Here is a 24439-nt window from a genome sequence, read left to right as displayed (position 1 = left end):
CCAGGTCGTCCGGGACCCGCTCCGCGCTCGGTTTCGCGGTCTCGCCCGGGTCCGTCACCCGACCGGCCGCTCGCTCCCCGGCCGCGTCCGTGCCCCGCTGCGGGTCCGGGTTCGGGGCTTGTGCCGGGTTCGGGCCCGCGGCAAGTTCGGCTGCCGCGTCCGGTTCCGCGATACGCTCCGGGCCCCCGGCCCGCTCCGCCGCCGCGTCCGGTTCCGCGATCCGCTGCACGCCCGTGTGCCTGCCCGACCCTCCGCCGGAGCCCGCCCCCGCCCCCACACCCCCGCCGGGCCCCGAGCCCGGCCCCGCACCGCCGCCGGGCCCCGAGCCCGGCCCCGCGGTCGTCGTCCGCTCCGTGTCCTGGTTCATGCCCCGATCATCGCCGACCGGCCCGCACACCAGGGGCTAGCATGGCGACGTATCGTCCGGTACCCCCCGCGGACCGGAACGGAACGGAAGGCCTCCCCCGCGTGAACACAGCCCCCCAGGCGGAGCGCCCCGCCCGGCTCTCCGTCGGTGTCGTCGGAGCCGGCAGGGTCGGCCCGGCGCTGGCCCGTGCCCTGCAGCAGACCGGGCACCGGCCCGTCGCCGTGTCCGGTGTTTCCGACGCCTCGCGCCGCCGCGCCGCACGGATGCTGCCCGACGTGCCCGTCGTGTCACCGGCGCAGGTGCTGCAGGCCTCCGACCTCGTGCTGCTGACGGTCCCCGACGACGCCCTGCCGTCCCTGGTGGAGGGCCTCGCCGAGACCGGCGCGGTCCGTCCCGGGCAGCTCCTCGTGCACACCTCCGGGCGGTACGGGGTCTCCGTGCTGGACCCCGCGCGCCGTGCGGGCGCGCTGCCGCTGGCCCTGCACCCCGTGATGACCTTCACCGGTACCGAGGTGGACGTGCAGCGCCTCGCGGGCTGCTCCTTCGGGGTGACCGCTCCCGACGAGCTGCGGCTCGCCGCCGAGGCCCTGGTCATCGAGATGGGCGGGGAGCCCGAGTGGATCGCCGAGGTGAACCGCCCGCTCTACCACGCGGCCCTCGCCCTCGGCGCGAACCACCTGGTCACCCTGGTCGCCCAGTCGATGGAACTGCTGGCCAAGGCCGGCGTCGAGCACCCGAACCGGATGCTCGGCCCGCTCCTCGGCGCGGCCCTCGACAACGCCCTGCGCTCCGGTGACGCCGCCCTGACCGGCCCGGTGGCCCGCGGTGACGCCGGTACCGTCGCCGTGCACGTCTCGGAGCTGCGCAAGCACGCCCCGGGCACCGTCGCCGGGTACCTCGCGATGGCCCGTACGACCGCCGACCGGGCCCTCGCGCACGGCCTGCTCAAGCCCGAACTGGCCGAGGACCTCCTCGGCGTACTCGCGGACGGCGCGACCGGCCCCGGCCCCGGCCCCGAGGGAAACGAAGGCGGCGGCGAGCTGTGATCCTCCTCGACACCGCGGACGCCCTGCACCGGCTGCCCCGCGCCGCCACCGAGGCGGACACCGCCGGCCGCCGCGCCGTCGTCATGACCATGGGCGCCCTCCACGAGGGCCACGCCACCCTGGTCCGCACCGCCCGCGAGCAGGTCGGCCACACCGGCCAGGTCGTGGTCACGGTCTTCGTCAACCCCCTCCAGTTCGGGGCGAACGAGGACCTCGACCGCTACCCCCGCACCCTCGACGCCGACCTGGCGATCGCCGAAGCGGCCGGCGCCGACGCCGTGTTCGCCCCGGCCGTCGACGAGGTCTACCCCGGCGGCGACCCCCAGGTCCGGATCACCGCCGGACCGATGGGCGGCCGCCTCGAAGGCGCCACCCGCCCCGGCCACTTCGACGGCATGCTGACCGTCGTCGCCAAGCTGCTCCACCTCACCCGCCCCGACCTGGCCTACTTCGGCCAGAAGGACGCGCAGCAACTGGCCCTGATCCGGCGGATGGTGACCGACCTGAACTTCCCCGTCGAGGTGGTCGGCGTACCGACCGTCCGCGAGGCGGACGGGCTCGCGCTGTCCTCCCGCAACCGCTACCTCTCCGCCAAGGAGCGCGGCACCGCCCTCGCCCTCTCCCGCGCCCTGTTCGCCGGCCGCGACCGGCTCGCCGCGCAGTCCGCGCTGCGCGCCCGCGCCGAGGCGCAGGCCCCGCCGGCCGGCGACGAGCGGGCCACGGGCCTGGCCCGGCTCGGCGAGATCCGCGCCTCCGCCGACGCGCACGCCGTCGCCGCGGCGGGCGCCGGGCTGCCGGAGGCCGTACGGGCAGCCGCGCGGCACGTCCTGGAGGAGGCGGGCCGCCACGATCCGCCGCTCGTCCTGGACTACCTGGCGCTGGTGGACCCACAGGACTTCACCGAGGCCGGTCACGGCTTCACCGGTCACGCCGTGCTGGCCGTCGCCGCGAAAGTGGGCGCGACCCGGCTGATCGACAACATCCCATTGGAGTTCGGAGCACAACCGTGAGCACCCCAGGCAGAGGCCCCGCAACCGCGGGCACCAGCACCGGCATACGGCTCCACGCCCCGGCGCCCGGCTGGTCCGTGGACGCCGATGTCGTGGTCGTCGGGTCCGGAGTCGCCGGACTGACCGCCGCGCTGCGCTGCGCCGCCGCGGGCCGCCGTACCGTCGTGGTCACCAAGGCCCGGCTCGACGACGGCTCCACCCGCTGGGCCCAGGGCGGCATCGCCGCCGCCCTCGGCGACGGGGACACCCCCGAACAGCACCTCGACGACACCCTCGTCGCGGGCGCCGGACTGTGCGACGAGGCCGCCGTCCGGCTCCTGGTCACCGAGGGCCCGGACGCCGTACGCCGGCTCATCGCCGAGGGCGCCGTCTTCGACACCTCCGCCGAGACCGGCGAGATCGAGCTGACCCGCGAGGGCGGCCACCACCGCCGCCGCATCGCGCACGCCGGCGGGGACGCCACCGGCGCCGAGATCTCCCGGGCGCTCGTCGAGGCCGTCCAGGCCGCCGGCATAGAGACGGTGGAGAACGCCCTGGTCCTGGACCTGCTCCTGGACGCCCAGGGCCGTACCGCGGGCGTCACCCTGCACGTCATGGGCGAGGGCCAGCACGACGGGGTCGGCGCCGTCCATGCGCCCGCCGTGATCCTCGCGACCGGCGGCATGGGCCAGGTCTTCTCCGCGACCACCAACCCGTCGGTCTCCACCGGCGACGGGGTGGCCCTGGCGCTGCGCGCCGGAGCCGAGGTCTCCGACCTCGAATTCGTGCAGTTCCACCCCACCGTGCTCTTCCTCGGCGCCGACGCCGAGGGCCAGCAGCCCCTGGTGTCGGAGGCCGTCCGCGGCGAGGGCGCGTACCTCGTCGACGCGGACGGGGTCCGCTTCATGACCGGCCAGCACGAGCTCGCCGAGCTCGCCCCCCGCGACATCGTCGCCAAGGGCATCATGCGCCGCATGCAGGAGCAGGGCACCCAGCACATGTACCTGGACGCCCGGCACTTCGGCGCCGAGATGTGGGAGCAGCGCTTCCCGACCATCCTCGCGGCCTGCCGCTCGCACGGCATCGACCCGGTCACCGAGCCCATCCCGGTCGCCCCGGCCGCGCACTACGCCTCCGGCGGCGTACGGACCGACCTGCACGGCCGCAGCACCGTCCCCGGGCTGTACGCCTGCGGCGAGGTCGCCTGCACCGGAGTGCACGGCGCGAACCGGCTGGCCTCCAACTCCCTGCTGGAGGGCCTGGTCTTCGCCGAGCGCATCGCCGACGACATCATCGGGAACCCGCCCGTGGGCACCGGCCCCGGCATCCCCGTCCCGGCCACGGGCCCCCTCCAGCCCGCCGAGGCGCGCTACGAGATCCAGCGCATCATGACCGACGGCGCGGGCGTGCTCCGCTCCGCCGAGTCCCTGCGCCGGGCCGCCGCCGCGCTCGAAGCCCTGTACGCGACGGCGCTGACGGAGCTGGAGACCCGGGGCAAGACGGCGGTCCCCGGCACCGAGACCTGGGAGGCCACCAACCTCCTGTGCGTGGCCCGGGTGCTGGTCGCCGCCGCCCAGCGGCGCGCGGAGACCCGCGGCTGCCACTGGCGGGAGGACCACCCCGACCGGAACGACACCGACTGGCGGCGCCACCTGGTCGTGCGCCTGTCGCAGACCGAGCGGCGGGCCCTGGTCGTCACCTCCACGGACTCGGCGGACTTCCCGTCCGTACGGGTCCCCTTGAGCGCAGACGGCACCGACAGCACCGACGCCACAGACAGCACCGACAGCAACGAAAGCCTGGAGCCGTAACCGTGACCACGCACGAGCACGACCACAACCACGAGCACGAGCACGCCGAGCTCCCCCTCGTGGGCCAGAGCGAAGCCGGCGGCTGCGGCGACGACTGCGCCTGCGGCGAAGGCGAGGAGTCCGGCCTGGACCCGGCGCTCGCCGAGCTGCTGGAGGAAGCCGGCCTGGACCCCATCGAGGTCGAGGACATCGCGCACATGGCGCTCTCCGAGGACCTCGACGGCGGAGTCGACGTCACCACCGTCGCCACCGTCCCCGAAGAGGCCGAGGCGATCGCCGACTTCGTCGCCCGCGAGGACGGCGTCGTGGCCGGCCTGCGCATCGCCGAGGCCGTGTTCTCGGTCGTCTGCACCGAGTCCTTCGAGGTCGAGCGGCACGCGGAGGACGGCGACAGCGTCAAGGCCGGCGACGTGCTCCTGTCGGTGCGCTCGCGCACCCGCGACCTGCTGACCGCGGAGCGCAGCGCCCTCAACATCGTGTGCCGCCTGTCGGGCGTCGCGACGGCCACCCGCCGCTGGGCCGAGGCCCTGGAGGGCACCGGCGCCAAGGTCCGCGACACCCGCAAGACCACCCCGGGGCTGCGCTCCCTGGAGAAGTACGCGGTGCGCTGCGGCGGCGGGGTCAACCACCGCATGTCGCTGTCGGACGCGGCGCTGGTCAAGGACAACCACGTGGTCGCGGCCGGCGGCGTCGTCCAGGCCTTCACCGCCGTGCGGGAGGCCTTCCCGGAGGTCCCGATCGAGGTCGAGGTCGACACCCTGCAGCAGGTCGGCGAGGTCCTGGAGGCCGGTGCCGACCTGATCCTGCTCGACAACTTCACCGTGGAGCAGACCGCGCAGGCCGTCGCGCTGGTCGCCGGCCGCGCCACCCTGGAGTCCTCGGGCCGCCTCACCCTGGACACGGCCCGCGCCTACGCCGAGACCGGCGTCGACTACCTCGCGGTCGGCGCGCTGACCCACTCCTCCCCGATCCTGGACATCGGCCTCGATCTGCGCGAGGCGGTGTAACCGATGCTCCTCACCATCGACGTGGGCAACTCCCATACGGTCCTTGGCCTGTTCGACGGTGACGAGATCGTCGAGCACTGGCGCGTCTCGACCGACCCGCGCCGCACGGCCGACGAGATGGCCGTGCTGATGCAGGGCCTGATGGGCATGCACCCGATGCTCGGCAACGAACTGGGCGACGGCATCCACGGCATCGCGATCTGCTCGACGGTGCCTGCGGTGCTGCACGAGCTCCGCGAGGTGACCCGGCGCTACTACGGCGACGTTCCGGCGGTGATCGTGGAGCCCGGCACCAAGACGGGCGTCCCGATCCTGATGGACAACCCGAAGGAGGTCGGCGCCGACCGCATCGTCAACGCGGTCGCCGCCGCCGAGCTCTACGGCGGCCCCGCGATCGTCGTCGACTTCGGTACGGCGACCACCTTCGACGCGGTCTCCGCCAAGGGCGAGTACGTCGGCGGGGTGATCTCCCCGGGCATCGAGATCTCCATGGAGGCCCTCGGCGTACGGGGGGCCCAGCTCCGCAAGATCGAGCTGGCCCGCCCGCGCAACGTCATCGGCAAGTCCACGGTCGAGGCGATGCAGTCGGGCGTGGTCTACGGGTTCGCCGGCCAGGTCGACGGGATCGTGAACCGCATGGCCAAGGAGCTGGCCGGCCCGAACGGCGTCCCGGACGACGTCCGCGTCATCGCCACCGGCGGCCTGGCCCCGATCGTCCTCGGCGAGGCCGAGGCCATCGACGACCACGAGCCCTGGCTCACCCTGATCGGCCTGCGGCTGGTCTACGAGCGCAACGCGCCCGCCTTCGGCTGACCGGGCCGGGACCGCCGGTCCCGCCCCCCGCCCGCCGGCCCGAGCGCCCCGACGGCCCCCGCCCTCCCTCCGGAGGCCGGGGGCCGCTTGCGTCCCACGGGCCACGGGCCGGGCCCCGTTCGGCTCGCCGCCGCCTTTACCGCGCCCTGACGCCCGCCATGACAATTTCCCCGGAAATGGCCGGACCGCGGCGGCCGCGGGGTTACCTTCGCCCCACGACATGTACCGGGAGCCCGTCCCCGGCGCCAGAAGCGCCTGTGACCGGAGGAGACGTCATGACCGCTCGGCCCGCCTGGCAGAAGTCCTCGTTCTGCGGCGAGGGGGACAACTGCGTGTACGTCAGCGCAGCCCCCGGCACCCTGGTCCGCGTGGCGGACCGCGCCGACCCGGCCCACCTGGTCCTCGCCGCCACCCGCACGGCGTGGGCGGAGTTCCTCCAGACGGTCAAGGCGACGGCCGACGGGGCCTAACCCGTCCCCGGCCCTTCCCCGGCCCCTTCCTAGCCCTCGGCGATGGCCCGAAGGGCCGCGAGGTGGCGCCCGTAGACGGTGCGGCCCTCCGGGGTCAGGGAGAGCCAGGTCCGGGGGCGGCGGGCCACGCGGCCCTTCTCGACGGCCACCCAGCCCGCTTCCTCCAGCACCGACACCTGCTTCGAGAGAACCGAGTCGGACACCTCGACCAGGTCGCGGACGAAGGCGAACTCGGCCCTGTCCACCGTGGCCAGCGCCGCCGTCACCGACAGGCGTACGGGCGCGTTGAGCAGTGGCGCGAGGGCGTGGCGGGGATGGCTTCCCGGCTTTGCGTCCGTCACGACGCCCGCCGCGATTCGAGCCAGGCGCCCACGGCGGGCGGCAGCGCGCATGCCGGCGCGGCGACCGCCGCGAAGGCCGGGGCGGCCGCGAAGACCGTGGTGCCGAGCGAGACCGACAGCGCGAACAGGACGGCCCAGGAGCCGATCACCAGCCCGTGCTTGAGGCCGAACCCGCGCCGCACCACGCGCTGCCGCGCGGCGTACACGCTCAGCCCCGTCACGAGGAGGGTGTTCCCCAGCCCGAACGCCAGGGCCGAGGCGAGGCCGTGCCACAGGACGGCCAGCGGGACGAGCGCCAGCTGGCCGGCGGCGAACACCCATAGATAGCGCGTGTACCAGTCGCTCCGCCGCAGGGCGGCGGCCTCGGTCTTCGCCGCGCTCTCGTACATCCCCACGGCGTCCGCGTGTTCGGTCATGAGATCCCCCTCGTCTCCGGTGCCCGATGCTCTCTTTCTAGATTGGAGTGCACTTTCCAGTTTGGCAAGTACAAATACGCCGCGCCGTTCCCGCGCCCACTCAAGGGATTTTGTCCGATTAGCGCGTATCTTCGGCCCATGCCCACGCCCTACGGATCCCGCGGCGGCATGGCGTTCGGCGCCGATGAGCTTCACGTGCTCAGGCGCTCGCTCGCTCACGCCCTTCAGTCCTCGACGGCCCCACTGACGGCCGTCGAGGTCCAGGACTGCCTGCGCCTCGCGGCGTCGGTGGACGACGCGGTCCAGGAGGCGGGGAGGCTCAGAGCCTTCCTCCTGGCCGACCTGGCGCGGTACAGAGCCGCCCTGCCCGGCAGCCTCTCCGGCTACCTGGAGCTGCTGCAGGACGCCCTGGCCGCCGGCTACGAGCCGGTGCCGGACGATCTCGCGGCCCTACGGGCGCTGCGCGCCAACCCGGTCGCCGCCGCAGTGCTGGAGCGGGCCCAGACCATCGCGGAGCGCTCCGTACGCCGCAGGCTGTCCACGGCGCCCGCACCGCGCACCCGGCTGCTGACCCTCGCGGGCGGCACCGACACGGGCGGCTCCGGCAAGGGCGGCACCGAGAAGGAGGGCGACCCCGCGCGCCCGAAGCCCGAAACGCGCCCGGACGACCGCCCCGCACGCCCCATCCCGACCCCGGGCGAGGTCTTCCCGCCGCGCCGCAAGCCCAGCCCGCCCCCGGAGGCCGGGCGCGCGGCAGGGTAGCTAGGCTGGGGGCATGGACTACGTTTCCGCGCTCGTGCCCCCCTTCGTGATGGCCGTGTTCTTCGTCGCGCTCGTCGTGACGATCGTGAAGAGCCAGGGCGGTGCCAACAAGGCCAAGGAGGACGCGGCCGTGGACGCCGTGCTCGCCCGCGCCGAGGCCGCTCACCAGTCCCAGCCCCAGAAGTAGGCCCCCTCGACAGGGGACGGGCGTACGGCTTCCCAGCCGTACGCCCGATTTTGTTGCGCCTTGCCGCCCGGATAGCCGCGCAATTCACCACAACCCGCACTATCGTGCTGGTGTGCCTCGCCCCTTGGGAGAACTCGAAGACGCAGTCATGACGCGGGTGTGGCAGTGGAACCGCCCGGTCACCGTTCGTGAAGTCCTGGAAGACCTCCAGCAGGAACGGTCCATCGCGTACACCACGGTCATGACCGTTATGGACAATCTTCATCAGAAGGGCTGGGTCCGCCGCGAGGCGGAAGGCCGCGCCTATCGATATACGGCGGTCTCCACCCGGGCCGCTTACTCGGCCGCACTGATGAACGAAGCCTGGTCGACGAGTGACAACCCCGCAGCCGCCCTCGTGGCCTTCTTCGGCATGATGTCCGCGGAACAGCGCGAGGCACTCAGGGACGCCGTACGCATCGTGCAGCCGGCGGAACCCGAAGGGACCCCGGAGGCCGCCGACTCCCCGGCCGCGCCGCCCGATGCCGAAGGCGACTCCGTGGCGCCGGGCACCGAGCCGGGGCGATAACGTCCGGGCATGGGTGAGTTTTCCGCTGCACATGCAAAAACAGTGACGATCCGCCGAGCGCGCACCGGTGATGTTCCCGCGCTGCGCCACCTCCTCGACCAGTACGTTCAGCAGCGGATCCTGCTGGACAAAGCACCGGTCGTCCTTTATGAGGACATCCAGGAGTTCTGGGTCGCCGAACGCGACTCCGATGGCCGGGTGGTCGGCTGCGGTGCGCTCCACGTGATGTGGGAAGACCTGGCCGAAGTCCGCACTCTTGCCGTCGACCGCGACTTGAAGGGCGCGGGAGTCGGTCATCTGGTGCTCGACAAGTTGCTGGAGACCGCCCGGAGGGTAGGCGTCAGCCGGGTTTTCTGCCTGACCTTCGAAGTGGACTTCTTCGCGAAGCACGGCTTCACCGAGATCGGCGAGACCCCGGTCGACACCGATGTGTACATGGAGCTGCTGCGTTCCTATGACGAGGGAGTCGCCGAGTTCCTCGGTCTCGAACGAGTGAAGCCGAACACCTTGGGCAACAGTCGGATGCTTCTGCACCTCTGATCGATCACGGCGGGGATTTCACAGGAGCCCCCGGCTCCGGGGCCTATGTCCGAATCGCGCACGTTTCCCGACCCGTTGCGGACCCGAACCCGTGACGGGGGGTTTGTGTTTTCCAGGCAAAAGCGGTTTCCTTTCCGCGTACTGCTTTTCGATGAAAGGAAATCCCGGTGGCACAGAAGGTTCAGGTCCTTCTTGTCGACGACCTCGACGGCGGCGAGGCGGACGAGACGGTGACGTTCGCTCTGGATGGCAAGACCTACGAGATCGACCTCACCACCGCCAACGCTGAAAAGCTCCGCGGCCTCCTCGACCCGTTCACCAAGGGCGGTCGCCGCACCGGTGGCCGTGCCGCGGCGGGCCGTACCAAGGGCGGCCGCACCGCCGCGACGTCCGGCAACCCGGACACGGCCGAGATCCGCGCCTGGGCCAAGGCCCAGGGCATGAGCGTCAACGATCGCGGCCGCGTTCCGCAGGAGATCCGCGAGGCTTACGAGAACCGCGGCTGACCTCCGGTCATCACCGCGGTGCCGATGCGATGCGCAGAGGCCGTACGCCGCCGCAGCCGCGCCCGGTGGCATTCCGTCGCCGCCGCCGCGACCAGGCGTACGAGACCGGGCCCGGAGGCGTCCGCGCCACGACCGGGCCCGGAGCCCCGCCCCGCAGCGGGCAGGGCGGGCAGCAGTGCCTCACACCCCTGCTCGGGGGGCCGCAGCCACACGGCGGCCCCCCGAGGGTTTTCCCCGGGCCCCACCAGGTGTCCCGGAGGCGTCGGAGCGGTGATCCGGCCACCCGCACCCAGGGCGGCGAGATCCAGGGCCACCCCGCCCCACTCCAGCCAGTCGAGCAGCCCCTCCAGCTCGTCGGCGCTCCCCGGGGCCACCAGGAACCGCATCCTGCGTCCCATGAGCGCCACCGGACCCGTGGCACCGCCGCAGGGGCCGCGCAGCACCGCGGCGCCGGCATCGGCAGGCAGCTCCAGTACGTCGAACCGCACCCCGGTCACCAGCTGCCCGGGCGGTCCGCCGGCCACGGGCCAGCCGAGCACGCGTTCGTACCAGGACGCCGGCGCTCCGGCCGCATCGGTGGCGGAACCGGCCGGGGGCGCCCCGATCGGAGCGCGGGGGAGCGGGACGGTGGGGGGCGGCGCGGTGAGGGCCATGTCCGGAGCAACTGCGGAAACGCTTCGGGGTTACGCGGGAGGGGACGCGGGATGTGACGCAGCGCACTCGCATCAATGCGGAACGTAAACGTCCGAGTGCTCGGAGTCTCACATTCAGGACGGAAGCGTGTTCGCCCGTAGCGGAGGGAACAGTCGTTCACCAGCGTGAACTGTCCGCTCTTACGGGTAAGACATTCCTAGTGGATCGGGGCGACACGCTGTTTTGCAGGGTCCGAGACCGCCTTCCGTTCGCCATCGGCGTACACGTGTGACGGGTATCTGCCTGGCCTGCGGGAACATCGTCTCGCACCATCGGGTTGGAGCAGTTGTCGGCACTTACAGCCGGGTTTTCCCACGGACGTGAGGGTGAGCCGCGGACGGATGTCGGCAGTTGGAATGAGCTGTCCCGCCCCGCGGGACTAGCATGCGGAAGGACAGGGCGGGGACCGACCCCGAACTGCCCGACCGCTCTGAGGAGCGATAAACGATGTTCGAGAGGTTCACCGACCGCGCGCGGCGGGTTGTCGTCCTGGCTCAGGAAGAAGCCCGGATGCTCAACCACAACTACATCGGCACCGAGCACATCCTCCTGGGCTTGATCCACGAGGGTGAGGGTGTCGCCGCTAAGGCCTTGGAGAGCCTCGGGATTTCGCTCGAGGCTGTTCGCCAGCAGGTTGAGGAGATCATCGGACAGGGGCAGCAGGCCCCTTCCGGCCACATCCCCTTCACCCCGCGGGCGAAGAAGGTCCTGGAGCTTTCGCTCCGAGAGGCCCTCCAGCTCGGCCACAACTACATCGGCACCGAGCACATCCTGCTCGGCCTCATTCGCGAGGGCGAGGGCGTCGCCGCCCAGGTCCTGGTGAAGCTGGGCGCCGATCTCAACCGAGTCCGGCAGCAGGTCATCCAGCTGCTCTCCGGCTACTCCGGCGGAGGCAAGGAGTCGGCCACGGCCGGCGGCCCGGCCGAGGGCACGCCCTCGACCTCGCTCGTCCTGGACCAGTTCGGCCGCAACCTCACGCAGGCTGCTCGCGAATCCAAGCTCGACCCGGTCATCGGGCGCGAGAAGGAGATCGAGCGGGTCATGCAGGTGCTGTCCCGCCGGACCAAGAACAACCCGGTCCTCATCGGCGAGCCCGGCGTCGGCAAGACCGCCGTCGTCGAGGGCCTGGCCCAGGCGATCGTCAAGGGCGAGGTTCCCGAGACCCTCAAGGACAAGCACCTCTACACGCTTGACCTGGGTGCCCTGGTCGCCGGTTCCCGCTACCGCGGTGACTTCGAAGAGCGCCTCAAGAAGGTGCTCAAGGAGATCCGCACCCGCGGCGACATCATCCTGTTCATCGACGAGCTCCACACCCTCGTGGGTGCGGGTGCCGCCGAGGGCGCGATCGACGCCGCCAGCATCCTGAAGCCCATGCTGGCCCGTGGTGAGCTCCAGACCATCGGTGCCACGACGCTCGACGAGTACCGCAAGCACCTTGAGAAGGACGCGGCCCTTGAGCGCCGCTTCCAGCCGATCCAGGTGGCGGAGCCTTCCCTCCAGCACACCATCGAGATCCTCAAGGGCCTGCGCGACCGCTACGAGGCCCACCACCGCGTCTCCATCACGGACGAGGCCCTCGTGCAGGCGGCCACCCTGGCCGACCGGTACATCTCGGACCGCTTCCTCCCGGACAAGGCGATCGACCTGATCGACGAGGCCGGCTCCCGGATGCGCATCCGCCGGATGACCGCGCCGCCGGACCTCCGCGAGTTCGACGAGAAGATCGCGAACGTGCGTCGCGACAAGGAGTCGGCCATCGACTCCCAGGACTTCGAGAAGGCGGCTTCCCTCCGTGATTCGGAGAAGCAGCTGCTGGCGGCGAAGGCCAAGCGCGAGAAGGAATGGAAGGCCGGCGACATGGACGTCGTCGCCGAGGTCGACGGCGAGCTCATCGCCGAAGTCCTGGCGACCGCGACCGGCATTCCGGTGTTCAAGCTGACCGAGGAGGAGTCCTCGCGACTCCTGCGCATGGAGGACGAGCTCCACCGTCGCGTCATCGGCCAGAAGGACGCCATCAAGGCGCTCTCCCAGGCGATCCGCCGCACCCGTGCGGGTCTGAAGGACCCGAAGCGTCCCGGTGGCTCGTTCATCTTCGCCGGCCCGTCCGGTGTCGGTAAGACCGAGCTCTCCAAGACGCTCGCCGAATTCCTCTTCGGCGACGAGGACGCGCTGATCTCCCTCGACATGTCGGAGTTCAGCGAGAAGCACACGGTTTCCCGTCTCTTCGGTTCGCCCCCCGGCTACGTGGGCTACGAAGAGGGCGGCCAGCTGACCGAGAAGGTCCGCCGGAAGCCGTTCTCCGTCGTCCTCTTCGACGAGGTCGAGAAGGCCCACCCGGATATCTTCAATTCCCTTCTCCAGATCCTGGAAGACGGTCGCCTGACCGACTCCCAGGGCCGGGTCGTGGACTTCAAGAACACGGTCATCATCATGACGACCAACCTGGGTACCCGGGACATCTCGAAGGGCTTCAACCTCGGCTTCGCGGCCCAGGGAGACACCAAGACCGGATACGACCGGATGAAGGCGAAGGTCAACGAAGAGCTCAAGCAGCACTTCCGGCCCGAGTTCCTCAACCGTGTCGACGACACGGTCGTCTTCCACCAGCTCACCGAGGAAGACATCGTCCAGATCGTCGACCTGATGATCGCCAAGGTCGATGACCGCCTGAAGGACCGTGACATGGGCATCGAGCTCAGCACGGAAGCGAAGGCACTGCTGGCCAAGCGCGGCTACGACCCGATCATGGGTGCCCGCCCGCTGCGCCGCACGATCCAGCGCGAGATCGAGGACATCCTGTCGGAGAAGATCCTCTTCGGCGAGCTGCGCCCCGGTCACATCGTGGTCGTCGGCAAGGAGGGTGAGGGCGACGAAGCCAAGTTCACCTTCCGCGGTGAGGAGAAGACTCCGATCTCGGACCTTCCCCCCATCGAGGCGTCGGGCTCCGGCCCGGACCTCACCAAGGGTGCGTAAGCGCTAGCCGCTCACAGCGGTACGAAGGGGCGGCCCCGGGACCGAAAGGTTCCGGGGCCGCCCCTTTGCCGTGGGCACCCTTCACTCCTCGTAGGCGCCCTCGTAGGCCTGCGTCACCGGCTTCAGTGCCGCCTCCGGGAAACTGCGGGCCACCTGCGACCGCAGGGCCGAGTCCCACGCTTCGTCGTCGTAGACCATGACGGTCCGGAGTGCGGGCAGGTGCGCGTACGCGGCGAGGCCGGCCAGCGCCGCGGTGTGCACGGCGATCTCCTCCAGGCCGGCCAGCGCCGAGAGCTCGGCCCACGCGGCCTTGCCGCTCGGGCGCCACCCGCGGCCGAGCCACAGCCGCCGCAGGCTCGTCAGCCGTCCCAGGCCGGCCAGGTCCGGGTCGGCGTCGTCCAGGTGGAGCGCCTCTAGGGGGGCCTCGGGGGAGAAGTCGGCGAAGGACCACGGACCCTGCCCCGAGTGCAGGGTGAACGCACGCAGCCGGGGCCAGGCGGCGAGCGCCGGCCCGAGGGGGACGTCGTTGCCGAGGTCGAGGGTCACGTCCTCCAGGGGCAGCCCGTGCAGCGCGCTCAGGTCCCGCAGCTCGGGCCATACGGTGATCTCGAGCGACCGCAGCGAGGACTGGCCGCGCAGGAACCCGGCGTCGGCCCCGCCGGAGAACCGCCGCAGGACGAGGCCCGACACGGGCTGGCGGGCCAGGAAGCGGGTCAGGGCGTCCCGGCTCACCTCGTGGTTGACGTACAGGCCGGGCGGGCCGGTGAAGCCCGTCAGCGCCGCGAGATCGGCGTCCCGGGTGATGACGAGATCGCCGGGGGGAGGGACCATGCGCGCGAGGACTTGGGCCGCGTAGTGCTCGCTGTCGAACCGTTCCCAGGCCTTGGTCAGTGTCGCGCGGACCTGTTCGTTGGGGTGCAGGCAGTAGCCGGCGAGGTAGCCGACCGCCGCCTCGGCCCGCGTCTCCGCCGCCGCGATCACCGAGAGGCGGGCGATGCGGACCGTCTTCCCGGTGGGCGGCAGCAGCTCCAGGACCAGCGGCCCGATCCGGCCGAGCGAGCGCGCCGCCTCCTCGTTCTTCGGGGGAATGAGGCGCAGGGCGGCCTTGTGGACGTCCTGGCGCAGACCGGGCTCCAGTTCGGCCGCGTATTCCAGTGACGCGAGGGCCAGCAGCACCGACCGGTCGGAGTCGCGGACCAGCAGGTCGCCGATGATCGCCTCGCGGTCGTGGGGGCGGCCCTGGGCGACCGCCATGCGGATGACGTCCTCCCACTGATCGTCGTCCGCGTGCCGGGTCAGCTCGCCGAGACCGCCCTCGTCCAGGGCGGCCCGGGCCCCGAGGAAGTCCTGGAAGGTGCGGTGGACGAACTCCAGGGTGTCTTCCGTGGGCGCGCGCAGGAGCCCGGTCCGCTCCAGGAAGTGCTGCAGTACGGCCGGGGCGTCGCCGAGCACCTGCGCGGCGGGTACGGCGGGCAGCGCGGCGGCGATCAGCTCCTCGGCCCGTTTCCGGGAGATCTGCGTGCGGCCGTTGCGGATCAGCCAGTACGCGAGCCGCTGGAGGAGCTGGAGCTGCGGCTCCTCGGCGAGTTCCGGCAGGCGCAGCTCCCGCTCGCGGTCGCGGCGGTACAGCAGCATCGACAGGGCGGCCGTGTAGAGCTCCCTGCGGCCCGAGGGCAGGAAGCCCCGGCGTTCGCGGTGCAGGGCGCAGATCAGCCCGCACAGCAGCGGGTTGGTGGCGAGCCGGGCCAGCTCCGGTTTGGTGGCCAGGGATTCCAGCAGCTGGTCGCGGAGGTGCTCGCCGGCTTCGGCCGCCGCGTGCCAGCGGGTGACGAAGGCGGCCACGGCGGCCCGGTTCATGGGGACGAGGGCCAGCTCGGCGAACTCCTCGCCGGCGAGCCAGTCCTGGCGGACCGCCGAGGGCCGGGAGGTGACCAGCCACCGGTTGCCGGGGTAGGCGGCGAAGAGGTCGACGAGCCAGTCCCGGGCCCGGGCCCGCTCGCCCTCCGGGATCTCGTCGATGCCGTCGACCAGGACCAGGCCGCGTCCCGCGCGCAGGACCCGGTCCTCCCAGCCCTCCGGAGCCTGCCCCTTGAGCGAGGTGGCGGCCAGGAAGTCCTTGGCGGCGGGCAGGGGCGCCTCGTGCCTGCTCAGGGTCCGTAGGGGCAGTACGTACGGGACGACGTCGGCCCCGCCCCCCTCCCGGCCGGCGGAGACGGCGAGCTGCTGGATCAGCGTGGTCTTGCCGGACCCGGCCTCGCCGCGCAGGAGGACGCGTAAGCCCTCGGCCATCCACGGGTCCGAGGAAGCGCGTAAGTCGGCGTGCGGCCCCCGGGGAGTCGCGGTCAAGGACAGGCCGCCCCCCGCGCCCAGGGCGCCCCAGGACGGGCCGGGGGCGACCAGCTCCAGGCTCACGTACGCCGCCTCCAGCGGCCAGCGGGCCGAGCCGGGCGGCAGGTCGAGCCCGAAGATCGTCAGGGTGCCGTGCCGTCGGGCGAGGTACTCCCGGTACCTCGCCTCGAACTCCGCGTCGCGGCCGTCCTGGCGGGGGATCCGGTCCAGCAGGACGTCGATCTTGGCGATCAGCTCGGCCAGGCGGCGGGCCTGCTCGACCAGGGCCCTCGGGATGTAGGTGGAGCGGGTCGTGAAGAACTGCAGGATGTGCAGGCAGGTGGTCTCCAGCAGGCGGTCGTGGAAGAGCTCGGCGTCCCGGCCCAGGCCCGTGGCAGGCGCCGCCCTGCGCAGTTCGGCGGCGAAGGCCCGCGCGCCCATCTCCACCGCCTGGGCGTCCTCCAGGGACAGGGTCCCGAGGGAGTACAGGGTGGCGGCCAGCGCGGCCGCGACGCCCGCCTCCTCGCCCGGCGGCAGCGGTTCCTCGCCGGGGGCCCGTAAGGCCCCCCTGACGAGCTTGTCGGCCAGTCGGCGCAGGTCGTACCGGGACAGCACGCGCTGCTCGTGCAGGGAGACGTACGCGGAGATCCGCACGGGCCGGTCCACGAGGCCGGCGCCCGCTCCCTCCGCCCGGAAAAGCTGTTTCACGAGGGGGGCCACGAACCCCGAGGCCAGCCGGATCCCGATCACGGATGCGTCCACGAGCCGGAGCGTAGCTTCGGCGTGACGTGGGTCGCAGGGCTTTGGTCCCGGCGGGGGGTCGGCGGAGGTCCCGGGCCGGTGACAAGCCGCACAGGGCAAATCGGACCTACTAGGAGCATTCGTAGAGATCCATGTCCCATTTGCCCTACCGCTGGGCCAGTGGGGAGGCGGTCAACAGGGCTGACAGCCCCCTCCGCACCTACGAGCCCGGGTAGTACCGGGGAGGTTTGGGGAAGCCGGGGTGCCCGGGTTACCAAGGATGAGCAAGCAAGCCCGGCACCTGCTCAGCGTGCCGGGTCCTTTCTTGCCCGCAGCACTCCGCAGCACCCCGCAGCACCGTTCCCCGTCCCCGGCCCGGAGGTCTCCTTCATGTCCGCGAAGCGCGTCAGCATCCGTCGTACCCGTATCGCCATCGGCGCCACCGCCCTCGGTGCGGCCCTGGCCCTCGGTGCCGGAACGACCGCCGCCTTCGCCGACGAGGTGCCCCAGGCCGAGCTGACCGGTACGGTCCAGCTGGTCTCCGAGCAGGCCGCCGCCCAGGCCGCGATCGCCGCGAAGCCGGCCGCCCTGTGGGAGAAGCCGGTGTCGAAGTACACGCTCTCCGCGACCTTCGGCAAGGGCGGCACCATGTGGTCGCACAAGCACTCCGGCCAGGACTTCGCCGTCCCGGTCGGCACCCCGGTCGACGCCGTCTCGGCGGGCACCGTGGTCAAGGCCGGCCCCAACGGCGGCGGCGACGGCCCGGCCTACGGCAACGCCATCGTGATCAAGCACGCGAACAACACGTACTCCCAGTACGCGCACCTCTCGAAGATCCAGGTCAAGATCGGCGAGAAGGTCTCCAAGGGCGAGCAGATCGCCCTCTCCGGCAACACCGGCAATTCGAGCGGCCCGCACCTCCACTTCGAGATCCGGACCACCCCGAACTACGGCTCGGCCGTGAACCCGGTGTCCTTCCTGCGTACGGTCGGCGTCACCATCTGATCAGCCGGTCACCCAGGCGTGGGTCGCGGTCGCGCGGGCCGCGGCGTCCAGCTGGCCCTTGCGGTAGGCGGTGGCCTGCTCGGGCGTGAAGGCCGATTCGTAGATCCGGATGTAGTTCATCGCACCCTTGAACGCACCGGCCCACGCGTCCTGGTGACGGGCCCGGCCGAGCTGCAGGGGGCCGGAGTTCTGCCAGATCCCCGGGACCGGGGCCTCGCCGGCCTTCTTGCCCTCCACGTAGAGGTAGATCATTTTCTTCTCGGCGTCGTGGACGGCCGTCAGCACCGCCCAGGTCTTGACCGTCTTCCTCCCCTGGGAGGAGACCGTCACCACCGTGGGCGTGGCGCCCTTCTCGTTGGTCCGCACGCGGAACACCCAGGCCTGCTTGCCGTTCACCTCGTCGGCGCCGAGCTCGAAGGCGAACGAATCCCCGGTGCCCTGGCTCATCACGATGTGCGCGCCCTTCGCCGTGGAGGCGTTGTTGACGCGGGCCGAGAGGGAGAAGCTCTTGGTCGTGTCCACCCCCGGCTCGGTGGCCTGGGCGTACGAGTTCGGATTGCCCTTGAGGGTGAGCTCGAAGCGCGTGTCCACCTTGGGCACCGCGGCATCGGGGCCCATGCGGATGTTGGTCTTGCCGACGCCGTCCCTGAGCAGGGAGACGTCGCTCGACACGGTCGGGGAGTAGCTCTTCGACGGTGAGGCGTCGGGGTCGGGCGACCCGGATCCGGACGGGGACGGGGACGCGGACGTGGCGGGAGCGTTGTCGGCCACGTCGTTCTTGCCCGCCTTGCCGTCCCGCAGCACGAAGAACGTGCCGCCGCCGGCGAGCAGCAGGACGACGGTCACCGCTGCGCCCACCATCCACAGCCGCTTCTTGCGCCGCTCGGAGGCCGACCGGTCGGCCATCGCCTCCCAGTCGGGCTGATCGCCGAAGGCCACGGGCGGCAGGTCCTGGCCGGGTCCGTTGTGGCCGGGCTCCTCGAAGAAGGGCATCGGGGGACCGAAGGCGCCGGCCGCGGGCGGGCTCGGCGGGTAGCCGTAGCCGCCGCCCTGCGGGTAGCCGTAACCACCGGCTTGCGGGTAGCCGTAGCCCTGGCCGTCGCCGGGCGCGGTCTCGTCGGGCCGGCCGGGCGGGAAGCCGTAGCCGTGGCCGCCGCCGGGCGCGGGCGGGCCCGGCTGCTGGTCCTGTTGCCCGTACTGATCCTGCCGGCCGTGCTGCTCGTGTTGGCCGTACGGGTCCTGCGGGTCGTGCTGCTCGGGCCGGCCGGGCGGGAACCCGTAGCCGCCCGGCGCGGGTATCCCCGGCGGGAACCCGTAGCCGCCGCTCTCCGGCGCGGGCTCGGGCTGGGGGCTGTGCGGGCGATCCGTACCGTCAGTCATGGTTCGGATGCTAAAACATCGGCGTCCTCAATCGAACAGCCGAGTGTCGCGATACGACACCGATCGCGGGCGGTACGGGCGCCGGCCCCCCGCCCGGTCCTGCCCGGTCCCGCCCGGGTGCCGCTCCGTCCCGCCCGGTCCCGCTCCGTCCCGCTCAGTCCTCCCGGCGGACGATCGGGAAGCTCCCCGTCGCCGTCGGCGCGTGCTCCGGCAGCCACAGCACCGCCACCGCCCCCGCCGCAGAGCCGCCCTGGTCGAAGCCGCCGGGGGCCGCCACGTTGCGGAACGTCAGCCGGGCGCCCAGCACCCGCGCCTGCCCCTCCGCGATGGTCAGCCCCAGCCCGTGCCCCACCCCGGCCCGGTCCGTGGACCCGGTCCGGAAGCGGCTCGGGCCCTCCTGGAGCAGGGCCTCGGGGAAGCCCGGCCCGTGGTCCCGGACCCGTACGACCCGGCCTTCGACATCCACCTGGACCGGCGCCCGCCCGTACCGCGCGGCGTTCGCCAGCAGGTTGCCGAGGATCCGCTCCAGGCGGCGCGGATCGGTGCTGACGATCTCGTCGGCGACGATCCGTACCCTCGCCTCCGGCATCAGCGACCTGACCCGGCGCTGCACGAACTCGCCCAGCGCCACCTCCTGGAGCTCCGCCCGCTCGGACGCGCTGTCCAGCCGGGCCACCTCCAGCACGTCCTCGACCAGCGCCCGCAGCGCCTGCGCGCGGTCCCGCACGAGCTCGGTCGGCCGGCCCGGCGGGAGCAGCTCCGCGGCCGTGAGCAGGCCGGTCACCGGGGTGCGCAGCTCGTGCGCGATGTCGGCGGTCACCCGCCGCTCCGCTTCCAGCCGCTGCTGGAGGGCGTCCGCCATCGCGTCGACCGCCCGCGCGAGGTCGTCGGTCTCGTCGCGCACGACGCCCCCGACCGCGTCCCGCACCCGTACCTCGGGATCCCCGTGCGCCACCCGCTGCGCGGCGGCCGCGGCCTTGCGCAGCCGGCGCGAGATCTGGCCGCCGATGAGCACGCCGAGCGCAGAGCCGCCGATGACCACGGCCAGGGAGCCGATGACCAGGGCCCGGTCCAGGTCGCGCACCATGTTGGCGCTCTCCCGGAACTGCGTGTGCAGCGACAGCACCTGCCCGTTGCCGAGCGGTACGGCCGCCCACACCTCGGGGAGCCCGCGCGGGTTGTCCTGGACGTAGGTGCCGCGCCGCCCGGACCGGGCCTTCTCGCGCAGCTCACCGGGCAGGTCCGGGTCGTTGAGCTTGGCGCCCATGAGGGGCTTGCGGCCGGCCTCGGCGATGCGGGAGATGAACTGCACCCGGTCGAGCTGCACCTCGCGCGCGCTCTCCAGCATCGATACGCGGGCAGCGCTGTGCACCACCAGGCTCAGTGCGATGGCGGTCAGCGCGCCCACCGACGCGATGGCGAGCGTGATCTTCCAGCGGATCCCGGTCCGCAGGGTGAACCGCTTCATTCAGATTTCATTCCCGCGCTCGTCCCCCGTGCTCGTCCTCCTCAAGGCATCAGGCCTTGAGCTTGTATCCGAATCCCCGGACCGTTTCGATCCGGTCCTGGCCGATCTTGGTGCGCAGCCGCTGGACGTGGACGTCCACGACGCGGGTGTCGCCGCCCCAGTCGTAGTCCCAGACCCGCTCCAGCAGCCGGTCGCGCGAGAGCACGGTGCCGGGGGAGGTGGAGAACTCCAGCAGCAGCCGCATCTCGGTGGGGGTCAGTGCCACCGGGACGCCCGCCTTGCGCACCTCCATGCCCTCCGTGTCGACCTCCAGGTCGCCGAAGAGCAGCACCCCGCGCTCGCCGGCGTCCTCCTCGGACCCGCCGCCCTGCGGGCCGCCGGCGTGGCCGAAGCGGCGCAGCACCGCGCGGATGCGGGCCACGAGGACGGAGCCGTCGAAGGGCTTGGTGACGTAGTCGTCGGCGCCCGCCTCCAGGCCCAGCACCACGTCGATGGAGTCGGCGCGCGCCGACAGCATGATGACGGGAACGGTGGACTCGTCGCGGATGCGGCGGCACAGGCTCACGCCGTCCATCCCCGGCACCATCACGTCGAGCAGCGCGATGTCGGGCCGGTCGGCCCGGAAGGACTCCAGACCGGACAGCCCGTCGGGCATGGCCGTGACCACGAACCCGTCGCGTTCCAGCGCCAGGGTCGTGGCCTCACGGATGACGTCGTCGTCCTCCACGAACAGCACATGGGTCTCGGCCATCGGGAGCCTCGCCTCGCCTCGGTACTCGGTGCTTCGGTTGCTCGGTGCTTCGGTCTTTCGGATGCCGGGTTCTTCAGGTCGCCCGGCTCTTCGGGTGGTTCTTCGTCCGGCTCTTCGGGTGGTTCAGCCCTTTGGGCTGACGGCCGGGGCGGGGGCCGTCCCGCCGTCGACCACGCTGCTGTAGTCGGTGTGCACCCGGTCCTGCTCGGTGAACCGCTCCCCGTTCCAGCGGTACGTGATCAGGTCTTCGCCCGAGGGGTAGGAGAGCGCGTCGCTCTTCCCGTAGACCGGCTTGGTGACGACCAGGTCGCCCCGGTCGATCTCGGCGTAGACGGGCGGCTGCTCGTCCGAGAAAACATTCTCGTACGAGGCCCCGTCCGCGCGGTACACGAACGATCCGCGGCCGAGCGCGTCGGCGCAGGACAGGACGTTGACCACGATGTCGACCTCGGGGCCGCCGGTGATCTTCCCGTAGCTGACGTCCACCGGGTACTCGTTGCCGGAGCAGGGCTTCAGGTCCCGCTTGACCTCGGAGCTGACCTTGGGGTCCGCCTTGACCAGGGCGATCGGGTCGACCTTGGCGGCGGGCTTGCCGGAGGCCCGGGGGGTGAGGGGGGTGGCGGCGCTCGCGTCGTGTTCCGAGGGCGCCGAGGAGGGGGCCGCGGTCTTGGCCACCGACTCCGTACGGGCCGGGCCGCCGTCCCGCAGCCCCGTGCCCCCCGTCGAGCAGCCGACCGCGAACAGCACGGTGCCGACGAGGACGATCGTCCCCGCCGACATGAGTACCACCGAGCTCTTGCCGCTCAGTCTTGGGCCAATCAGGCCGCGCACCGCTCACGCCCCTCGTACCGGATGGTGTGGTCACCGCGCTCCAGCGCGCGCATGTCCAGGTCCCGGCTCTCCAGTTCCTGCCGGAGCCGGGCCAGTGCGCGGTGCAGAGTGCTCTTCACGGTTCCCGCCGACATGCCGAGCGCCGCGGCCGTCTCCTCGGTGCTCATCTGCTCCCAGTGTCGCAGCACCACCACACTGCGCTGCTTGGGCGCGAGCACCTTGAGGATGTCCATGAGCAGGGCGCGGTCGGCGCGCTGGTCCGAACCGTCCTCGACGGAGGCGTCGGGGAGCTGCTCGGTGGGAACCTCGTCGAGCTTGCGGGCCCGCCACCATTCGGTACGGGTGTTGATCATGACACGGCGCAGGTACGCGTCGGCAAGGGACTTGTCGGCGATGCCGTCCCAGCGGCCGTAGGTGCGCACGAGCGCGGTCTGCAGGAGGTCCTGTGCGTCGGTCGGGTCCGGAACCAGGCGACGGGCACTGCGCAGCAGCGCGTCCTGCCGGGTGCGTACGTACTCTTCGAATTCGAGTACCTCGCCGTGCGCCATCTCAGACCGCCTCCGTTCCGACCAACCGCTCATCCGCTGCCTTACGGATTCGACGGTACGGAGGCGTTGTCACGACCCTGTGCGGGTGAGCCTTCGGTGGACGCACGGACACCCATAGGTTATGTAACAGCGCCCGTGAGCTGCGGTTTCTCCGGCCAAACGGAATCCCTGAGTCAGTTTCAGGGAGTTGCGGTGGCCGGGTCGGTGGGAGCCTTGGCGGGGGCGGCCGGGAGCCGGTACATGAGTCCGGGCAGCGGCTCCACCAGCCCGTCCGAGACCAGCCCGTCGAGCGCGCGGGCCCGCTGTACGGGCTCGTCCCAGACGGTGTCCAGGAGGGACTGCGGCACGGCGCCGACCGCCTCGCGCAGCACCGCGAGGAGCTTGCCGCGCACCTGCCGGTCCGTCCCGGCGTACGTCTGCCCGCGCCGCGGCGGTCCCTCGTGAGGGGGCTTCCCGGCCAGCCGCCACGCGCACAGCCCGGCCACCGGACAGCTCCCGCAGTCCGGGCTCTTGGCCGTGCACACCAGAGCCCCGAGCTCCATGGAGGCCGCAGCCCAGCGGGCCGCGGTGTCCTCGTCCTCGGGCAGCAGGGCCCGCGCCAGGCGCCGCTCGGCGGCGGTCGTGGCGTTCGGCGGGTACTCGACCCCGGTCGCGGTGCGCGCGAAGACCCGGCGCACGTTGGTGTCGAGGACCGCGTGCCGCTGCCCGTACGCGAAGGAGGCCACGGCGGCCGCCGTGTACTCGCCGATCCCGGGCAGGGCCAGCAGCTGTGCGTGCTCGCGCGGTACGTCGCCCCCGTGCCGCTCCGTTATGGCGACGGCCGCGCCGTGCAGGCGCAGGGCCCGCCGGGGGTAACCGAGGCGGCCCCAGGCGCGGACGGCCTCACCCGGGGCGTCGGCGGCGAGGTCGGCGGGCCGGGGCCAGCGGGCGAGCCACTGCTCGTAGACCGGCAGGACCCGGTTGACGGGGGTCTGCTGGAGCATGAACTCGCTGACCATCACCCCCCAGGGGCCGGCCTCGGGGCGGCGCCAGGGCAGGTCGCGGGCGTGTGCTTCGAACCACGCGATGACGGGGGAGTGCAGCGCGGTGGTGGGAATGGTTGCAGTCATGGCAGACGGCATCCTGGCACGTTTCGGGCCCGCGGGGTGTCGTGTCGCTCCCCGGCGCCAGGCCGGGGCGGGTGTCAGCGGGCGGGGTCCGGGCCGGTGATCAGGACGGCCGTGCGGCCGCCGCTCGTCCGCACGGCGGAGACGACCCTGGTCGCGGGCCCGGCGAGCGCGAGGCCGGCGAGGGCGGCGAGGCTCGCGCCCAGCAGCAGGCCCATGGCCACGTCGTGCGGGTAGTGCACGCCGACGAAGACCCGGGAGAAGGCCATCAGCAGGGCCAGCGGCACGGTCAGCAGCACGAGTTTGCGCACGGCGAGTGCCAGGGCCACGGCGCCCGCGCCCGCGATGGTGGCGTGGTTGCTGGGGAAGGACCAGTCGCCGGTGGCCGGGCACTTGACGAGCGAGACCGCCGCCCCGGCCACGGCCCGGCAGGGGCGCTCCTCGTCGACGCTGGACTTCACCAGCTCGGAGGCGACGTAGGCCAGGGCGGTGACGAAGGGGGCGAGCACCGCGAGCGCCACCGTGCGGGGGTCGCGGGCGCCACGTGATCGCCACCACACGGCTATGAAGAGGGCGCCGAAGACGAGCAGCCCGTACTCGGTCCAGAACTCGAACGCCGATTGCACCCAGGTGGGGGTCGAGTGGGCGAAATCGGTGACGTCGAGGTAGAGGCCGGAGCTGTCCATGGTCACTGAAGGTACCTAAATCGGAATAACGTCCTCATCAGTCTCCAGAGTCTCCGGGCCGAATTTCGGCGCTCCGGATCACCCCGCAGGATGATCATCGGCAAAA

24 protein-coding genes are annotated in these 24439 nt (G+C 72.1%); 13 read left to right on the top strand and 11 right to left on the bottom strand.

The window, feature by feature from the left end:
- Positions 1 to 408: 408 nt before the first annotated feature.
- The 6 genes from OG276_RS15760 (at position 409) to OG276_RS15735 (ending at position 6503) form a co-directional block, all read left to right on the top strand.
- Positions 409 to 1413 carry a Rossmann-like and DUF2520 domain-containing protein gene (locus tag OG276_RS15760; RefSeq protein WP_266905924.1) on the top strand — a complete coding sequence of 335 codons (1005 nt, stop codon included), beginning with the start codon at positions 409 to 411 and terminating at the stop codon, positions 1411 to 1413.
- A 23-nt stretch (positions 1414 to 1436) separates the two neighbouring features.
- Entirely contained in the window at positions 1437 to 2423 is a 987-nt protein-coding gene (panC, locus tag OG276_RS15755) for a pantoate--beta-alanine ligase (RefSeq protein ID WP_266912856.1), read from the top strand.
- On the top strand, positions 2420 to 4213 hold the full coding sequence (locus tag OG276_RS15750; RefSeq protein WP_266905922.1) for an L-aspartate oxidase: 1794 nt from the start codon (positions 2420 to 2422) through the stop codon (positions 4211 to 4213). The genes panC and OG276_RS15750 overlap by 4 nt, the downstream gene beginning before the upstream one ends.
- Positions 4214 to 4215: 2 nt before the next feature.
- Positions 4216 to 5220 carry a carboxylating nicotinate-nucleotide diphosphorylase gene (nadC, locus tag OG276_RS15745; protein WP_266905920.1) on the top strand — a complete coding sequence of 335 codons (1005 nt, stop codon included), beginning with the start codon at positions 4216 to 4218 and terminating at the stop codon, positions 5218 to 5220.
- 3 nt (positions 5221 to 5223) lie between these two features.
- Positions 5224 to 6033 (top strand): type III pantothenate kinase, encoded by an 810-nt coding sequence (locus OG276_RS15740; RefSeq protein WP_250752787.1) that lies wholly within the window; start codon positions 5224 to 5226, stop codon positions 6031 to 6033.
- Positions 6034 to 6308: 275 nt separating this feature from the next.
- A complete protein-coding gene (locus OG276_RS15735; protein WP_266905917.1) occupies positions 6309 to 6503 on the top strand; it encodes a DUF397 domain-containing protein in 195 nt (64 codons plus the stop codon).
- 29 nt (positions 6504 to 6532) lie between these two features.
- On the opposite strand, the gene OG276_RS15730 is transcribed toward OG276_RS15735, so the two are convergent.
- Both OG276_RS15730 and OG276_RS15725 read right to left on the bottom strand, forming a co-directional pair.
- On the bottom strand, positions 6533 to 6844 hold the full coding sequence (locus OG276_RS15730; RefSeq protein ID WP_266905915.1) for a transcriptional regulator: 312 nt from the start codon (positions 6842 to 6844) through the stop codon (positions 6533 to 6535).
- Positions 6841 to 7260, bottom strand: a complete 420-nt coding sequence (locus OG276_RS15725; protein ID WP_266905913.1) for a hypothetical protein — start codon at positions 7258 to 7260, stop codon at positions 6841 to 6843. Before OG276_RS15725 ends, OG276_RS15730 begins: the two co-directional genes overlap by 4 nt.
- A gap of 168 nt (positions 7261 to 7428) precedes the next feature.
- Between OG276_RS15725 and OG276_RS15720 the strand changes: the two genes are divergently transcribed.
- The 5 genes from OG276_RS15720 (at position 7429) to OG276_RS15700 (ending at position 9823) form a co-directional block, all read left to right on the top strand.
- Positions 7429 to 8022: a hypothetical protein gene (locus OG276_RS15720; RefSeq protein ID WP_266912854.1), complete on the top strand. Its 594-nt coding sequence runs from the start codon at positions 7429 to 7431 to the stop codon at positions 8020 to 8022.
- Between the two features lie 13 nt (positions 8023 to 8035).
- Complete coding sequence (locus tag OG276_RS15715) at positions 8036 to 8209, top strand: hypothetical protein (protein WP_266905911.1); 174 nt, start codon at positions 8036 to 8038, stop codon at positions 8207 to 8209.
- Positions 8210 to 8321: 112 nt separating this feature from the next.
- On the top strand, positions 8322 to 8777 hold the full coding sequence (locus OG276_RS15710; protein ID WP_266905909.1) for a BlaI/MecI/CopY family transcriptional regulator: 456 nt from the start codon (positions 8322 to 8324) through the stop codon (positions 8775 to 8777).
- Between the two features lie 9 nt (positions 8778 to 8786).
- Positions 8787 to 9317, top strand: coding sequence for an amino-acid N-acetyltransferase (locus OG276_RS15705; protein WP_266905907.1), 531 nt, complete (start codon positions 8787 to 8789; stop codon positions 9315 to 9317).
- Positions 9318 to 9484: 167 nt separating this feature from the next.
- A complete protein-coding gene (locus OG276_RS15700; protein ID WP_254385652.1) occupies positions 9485 to 9823 on the top strand; it encodes an Lsr2 family protein in 339 nt (112 codons plus the stop codon).
- On the opposite strand, the gene OG276_RS15695 is transcribed toward OG276_RS15700, so the two are convergent.
- Positions 9805 to 10476 carry an SCO3374 family protein gene (locus OG276_RS15695; RefSeq protein WP_266905904.1) on the bottom strand — a complete coding sequence of 224 codons (672 nt, stop codon included), beginning with the start codon at positions 10474 to 10476 and terminating at the stop codon, positions 9805 to 9807. The genes OG276_RS15700 and OG276_RS15695 overlap by 19 nt on opposite strands.
- Before the next feature lie 487 nt (positions 10477 to 10963).
- Between OG276_RS15695 and OG276_RS15690 the strand changes: the two genes are divergently transcribed.
- Positions 10964 to 13489: an ATP-dependent Clp protease ATP-binding subunit gene (locus OG276_RS15690; RefSeq protein WP_266905902.1), complete on the top strand. Its 2526-nt coding sequence runs from the start codon at positions 10964 to 10966 to the stop codon at positions 13487 to 13489.
- 81 nt (positions 13490 to 13570) lie between these two features.
- Here the strand turns inward: OG276_RS15690 and OG276_RS15685 are convergent, their stop codons facing one another.
- The gene (locus OG276_RS15685; protein WP_266905900.1) at positions 13571 to 16579 is read right to left on the bottom strand and encodes an NACHT domain-containing NTPase; all 3009 of its coding nucleotides are present in this window, start codon (positions 16577 to 16579) and stop codon (positions 13571 to 13573) included.
- 369 nt (positions 16580 to 16948) lie between these two features.
- On the opposite strand from OG276_RS15685, the gene OG276_RS15680 reads away from it, so the two are divergent.
- A complete protein-coding gene (locus OG276_RS15680; RefSeq protein ID WP_266905898.1) occupies positions 16949 to 17563 on the top strand; it encodes a M23 family metallopeptidase in 615 nt (204 codons plus the stop codon).
- Here OG276_RS15680 and OG276_RS15675 read toward each other — a convergent pair whose 3' ends face one another.
- From OG276_RS15675 to OG276_RS15645, 7 genes are all read right to left on the bottom strand, one after another.
- Entirely contained in the window at positions 17564 to 18943 is a 1380-nt protein-coding gene (locus tag OG276_RS15675; protein WP_266905896.1) for a LamG-like jellyroll fold domain-containing protein, read from the bottom strand.
- Positions 18944 to 19097: 154 nt separating this feature from the next.
- Positions 19098 to 20411, bottom strand: a complete 1314-nt coding sequence (cseC, locus tag OG276_RS15670; RefSeq protein WP_266905894.1) for a two-component system sensor histidine kinase CseC — start codon at positions 20409 to 20411, stop codon at positions 19098 to 19100.
- 49 nt (positions 20412 to 20460) lie between these two features.
- Positions 20461 to 21162: a two-component system response regulator CseB gene (gene cseB, locus OG276_RS15665; RefSeq protein ID WP_266905892.1), complete on the bottom strand. Its 702-nt coding sequence runs from the start codon at positions 21160 to 21162 to the stop codon at positions 20461 to 20463.
- 123 nt (positions 21163 to 21285) lie between these two features.
- The gene (locus OG276_RS15660) at positions 21286 to 21942 is read right to left on the bottom strand and encodes a hypothetical protein (RefSeq protein ID WP_266905890.1); all 657 of its coding nucleotides are present in this window, start codon (positions 21940 to 21942) and stop codon (positions 21286 to 21288) included.
- A gap of 38 nt (positions 21943 to 21980) precedes the next feature.
- Positions 21981 to 22541 (bottom strand): SigE family RNA polymerase sigma factor, encoded by a 561-nt coding sequence (locus OG276_RS15655; protein WP_053678383.1) that lies wholly within the window; start codon positions 22539 to 22541, stop codon positions 21981 to 21983.
- Between the two features lie 179 nt (positions 22542 to 22720).
- Entirely contained in the window at positions 22721 to 23650 is a 930-nt protein-coding gene (locus OG276_RS15650) for an A/G-specific adenine glycosylase (RefSeq protein WP_266905885.1), read from the bottom strand.
- Between the two features lie 74 nt (positions 23651 to 23724).
- Positions 23725 to 24333, bottom strand: coding sequence for a phosphatase PAP2 family protein (locus tag OG276_RS15645; RefSeq protein ID WP_266905883.1), 609 nt, complete (start codon positions 24331 to 24333; stop codon positions 23725 to 23727).
- Positions 24334 to 24439: the final 106 nt, after the last annotated feature.

Source organism: Streptomyces sp. NBC_00086 (genome assembly GCF_026343255.1).
Classification (GTDB): domain Bacteria; phylum Actinomycetota; class Actinomycetes; order Streptomycetales; family Streptomycetaceae; genus Streptomyces.
Note: the sequence above shows the minus strand (reverse complement) of the source record. Positions and strands in the feature narration are given on the sequence as shown.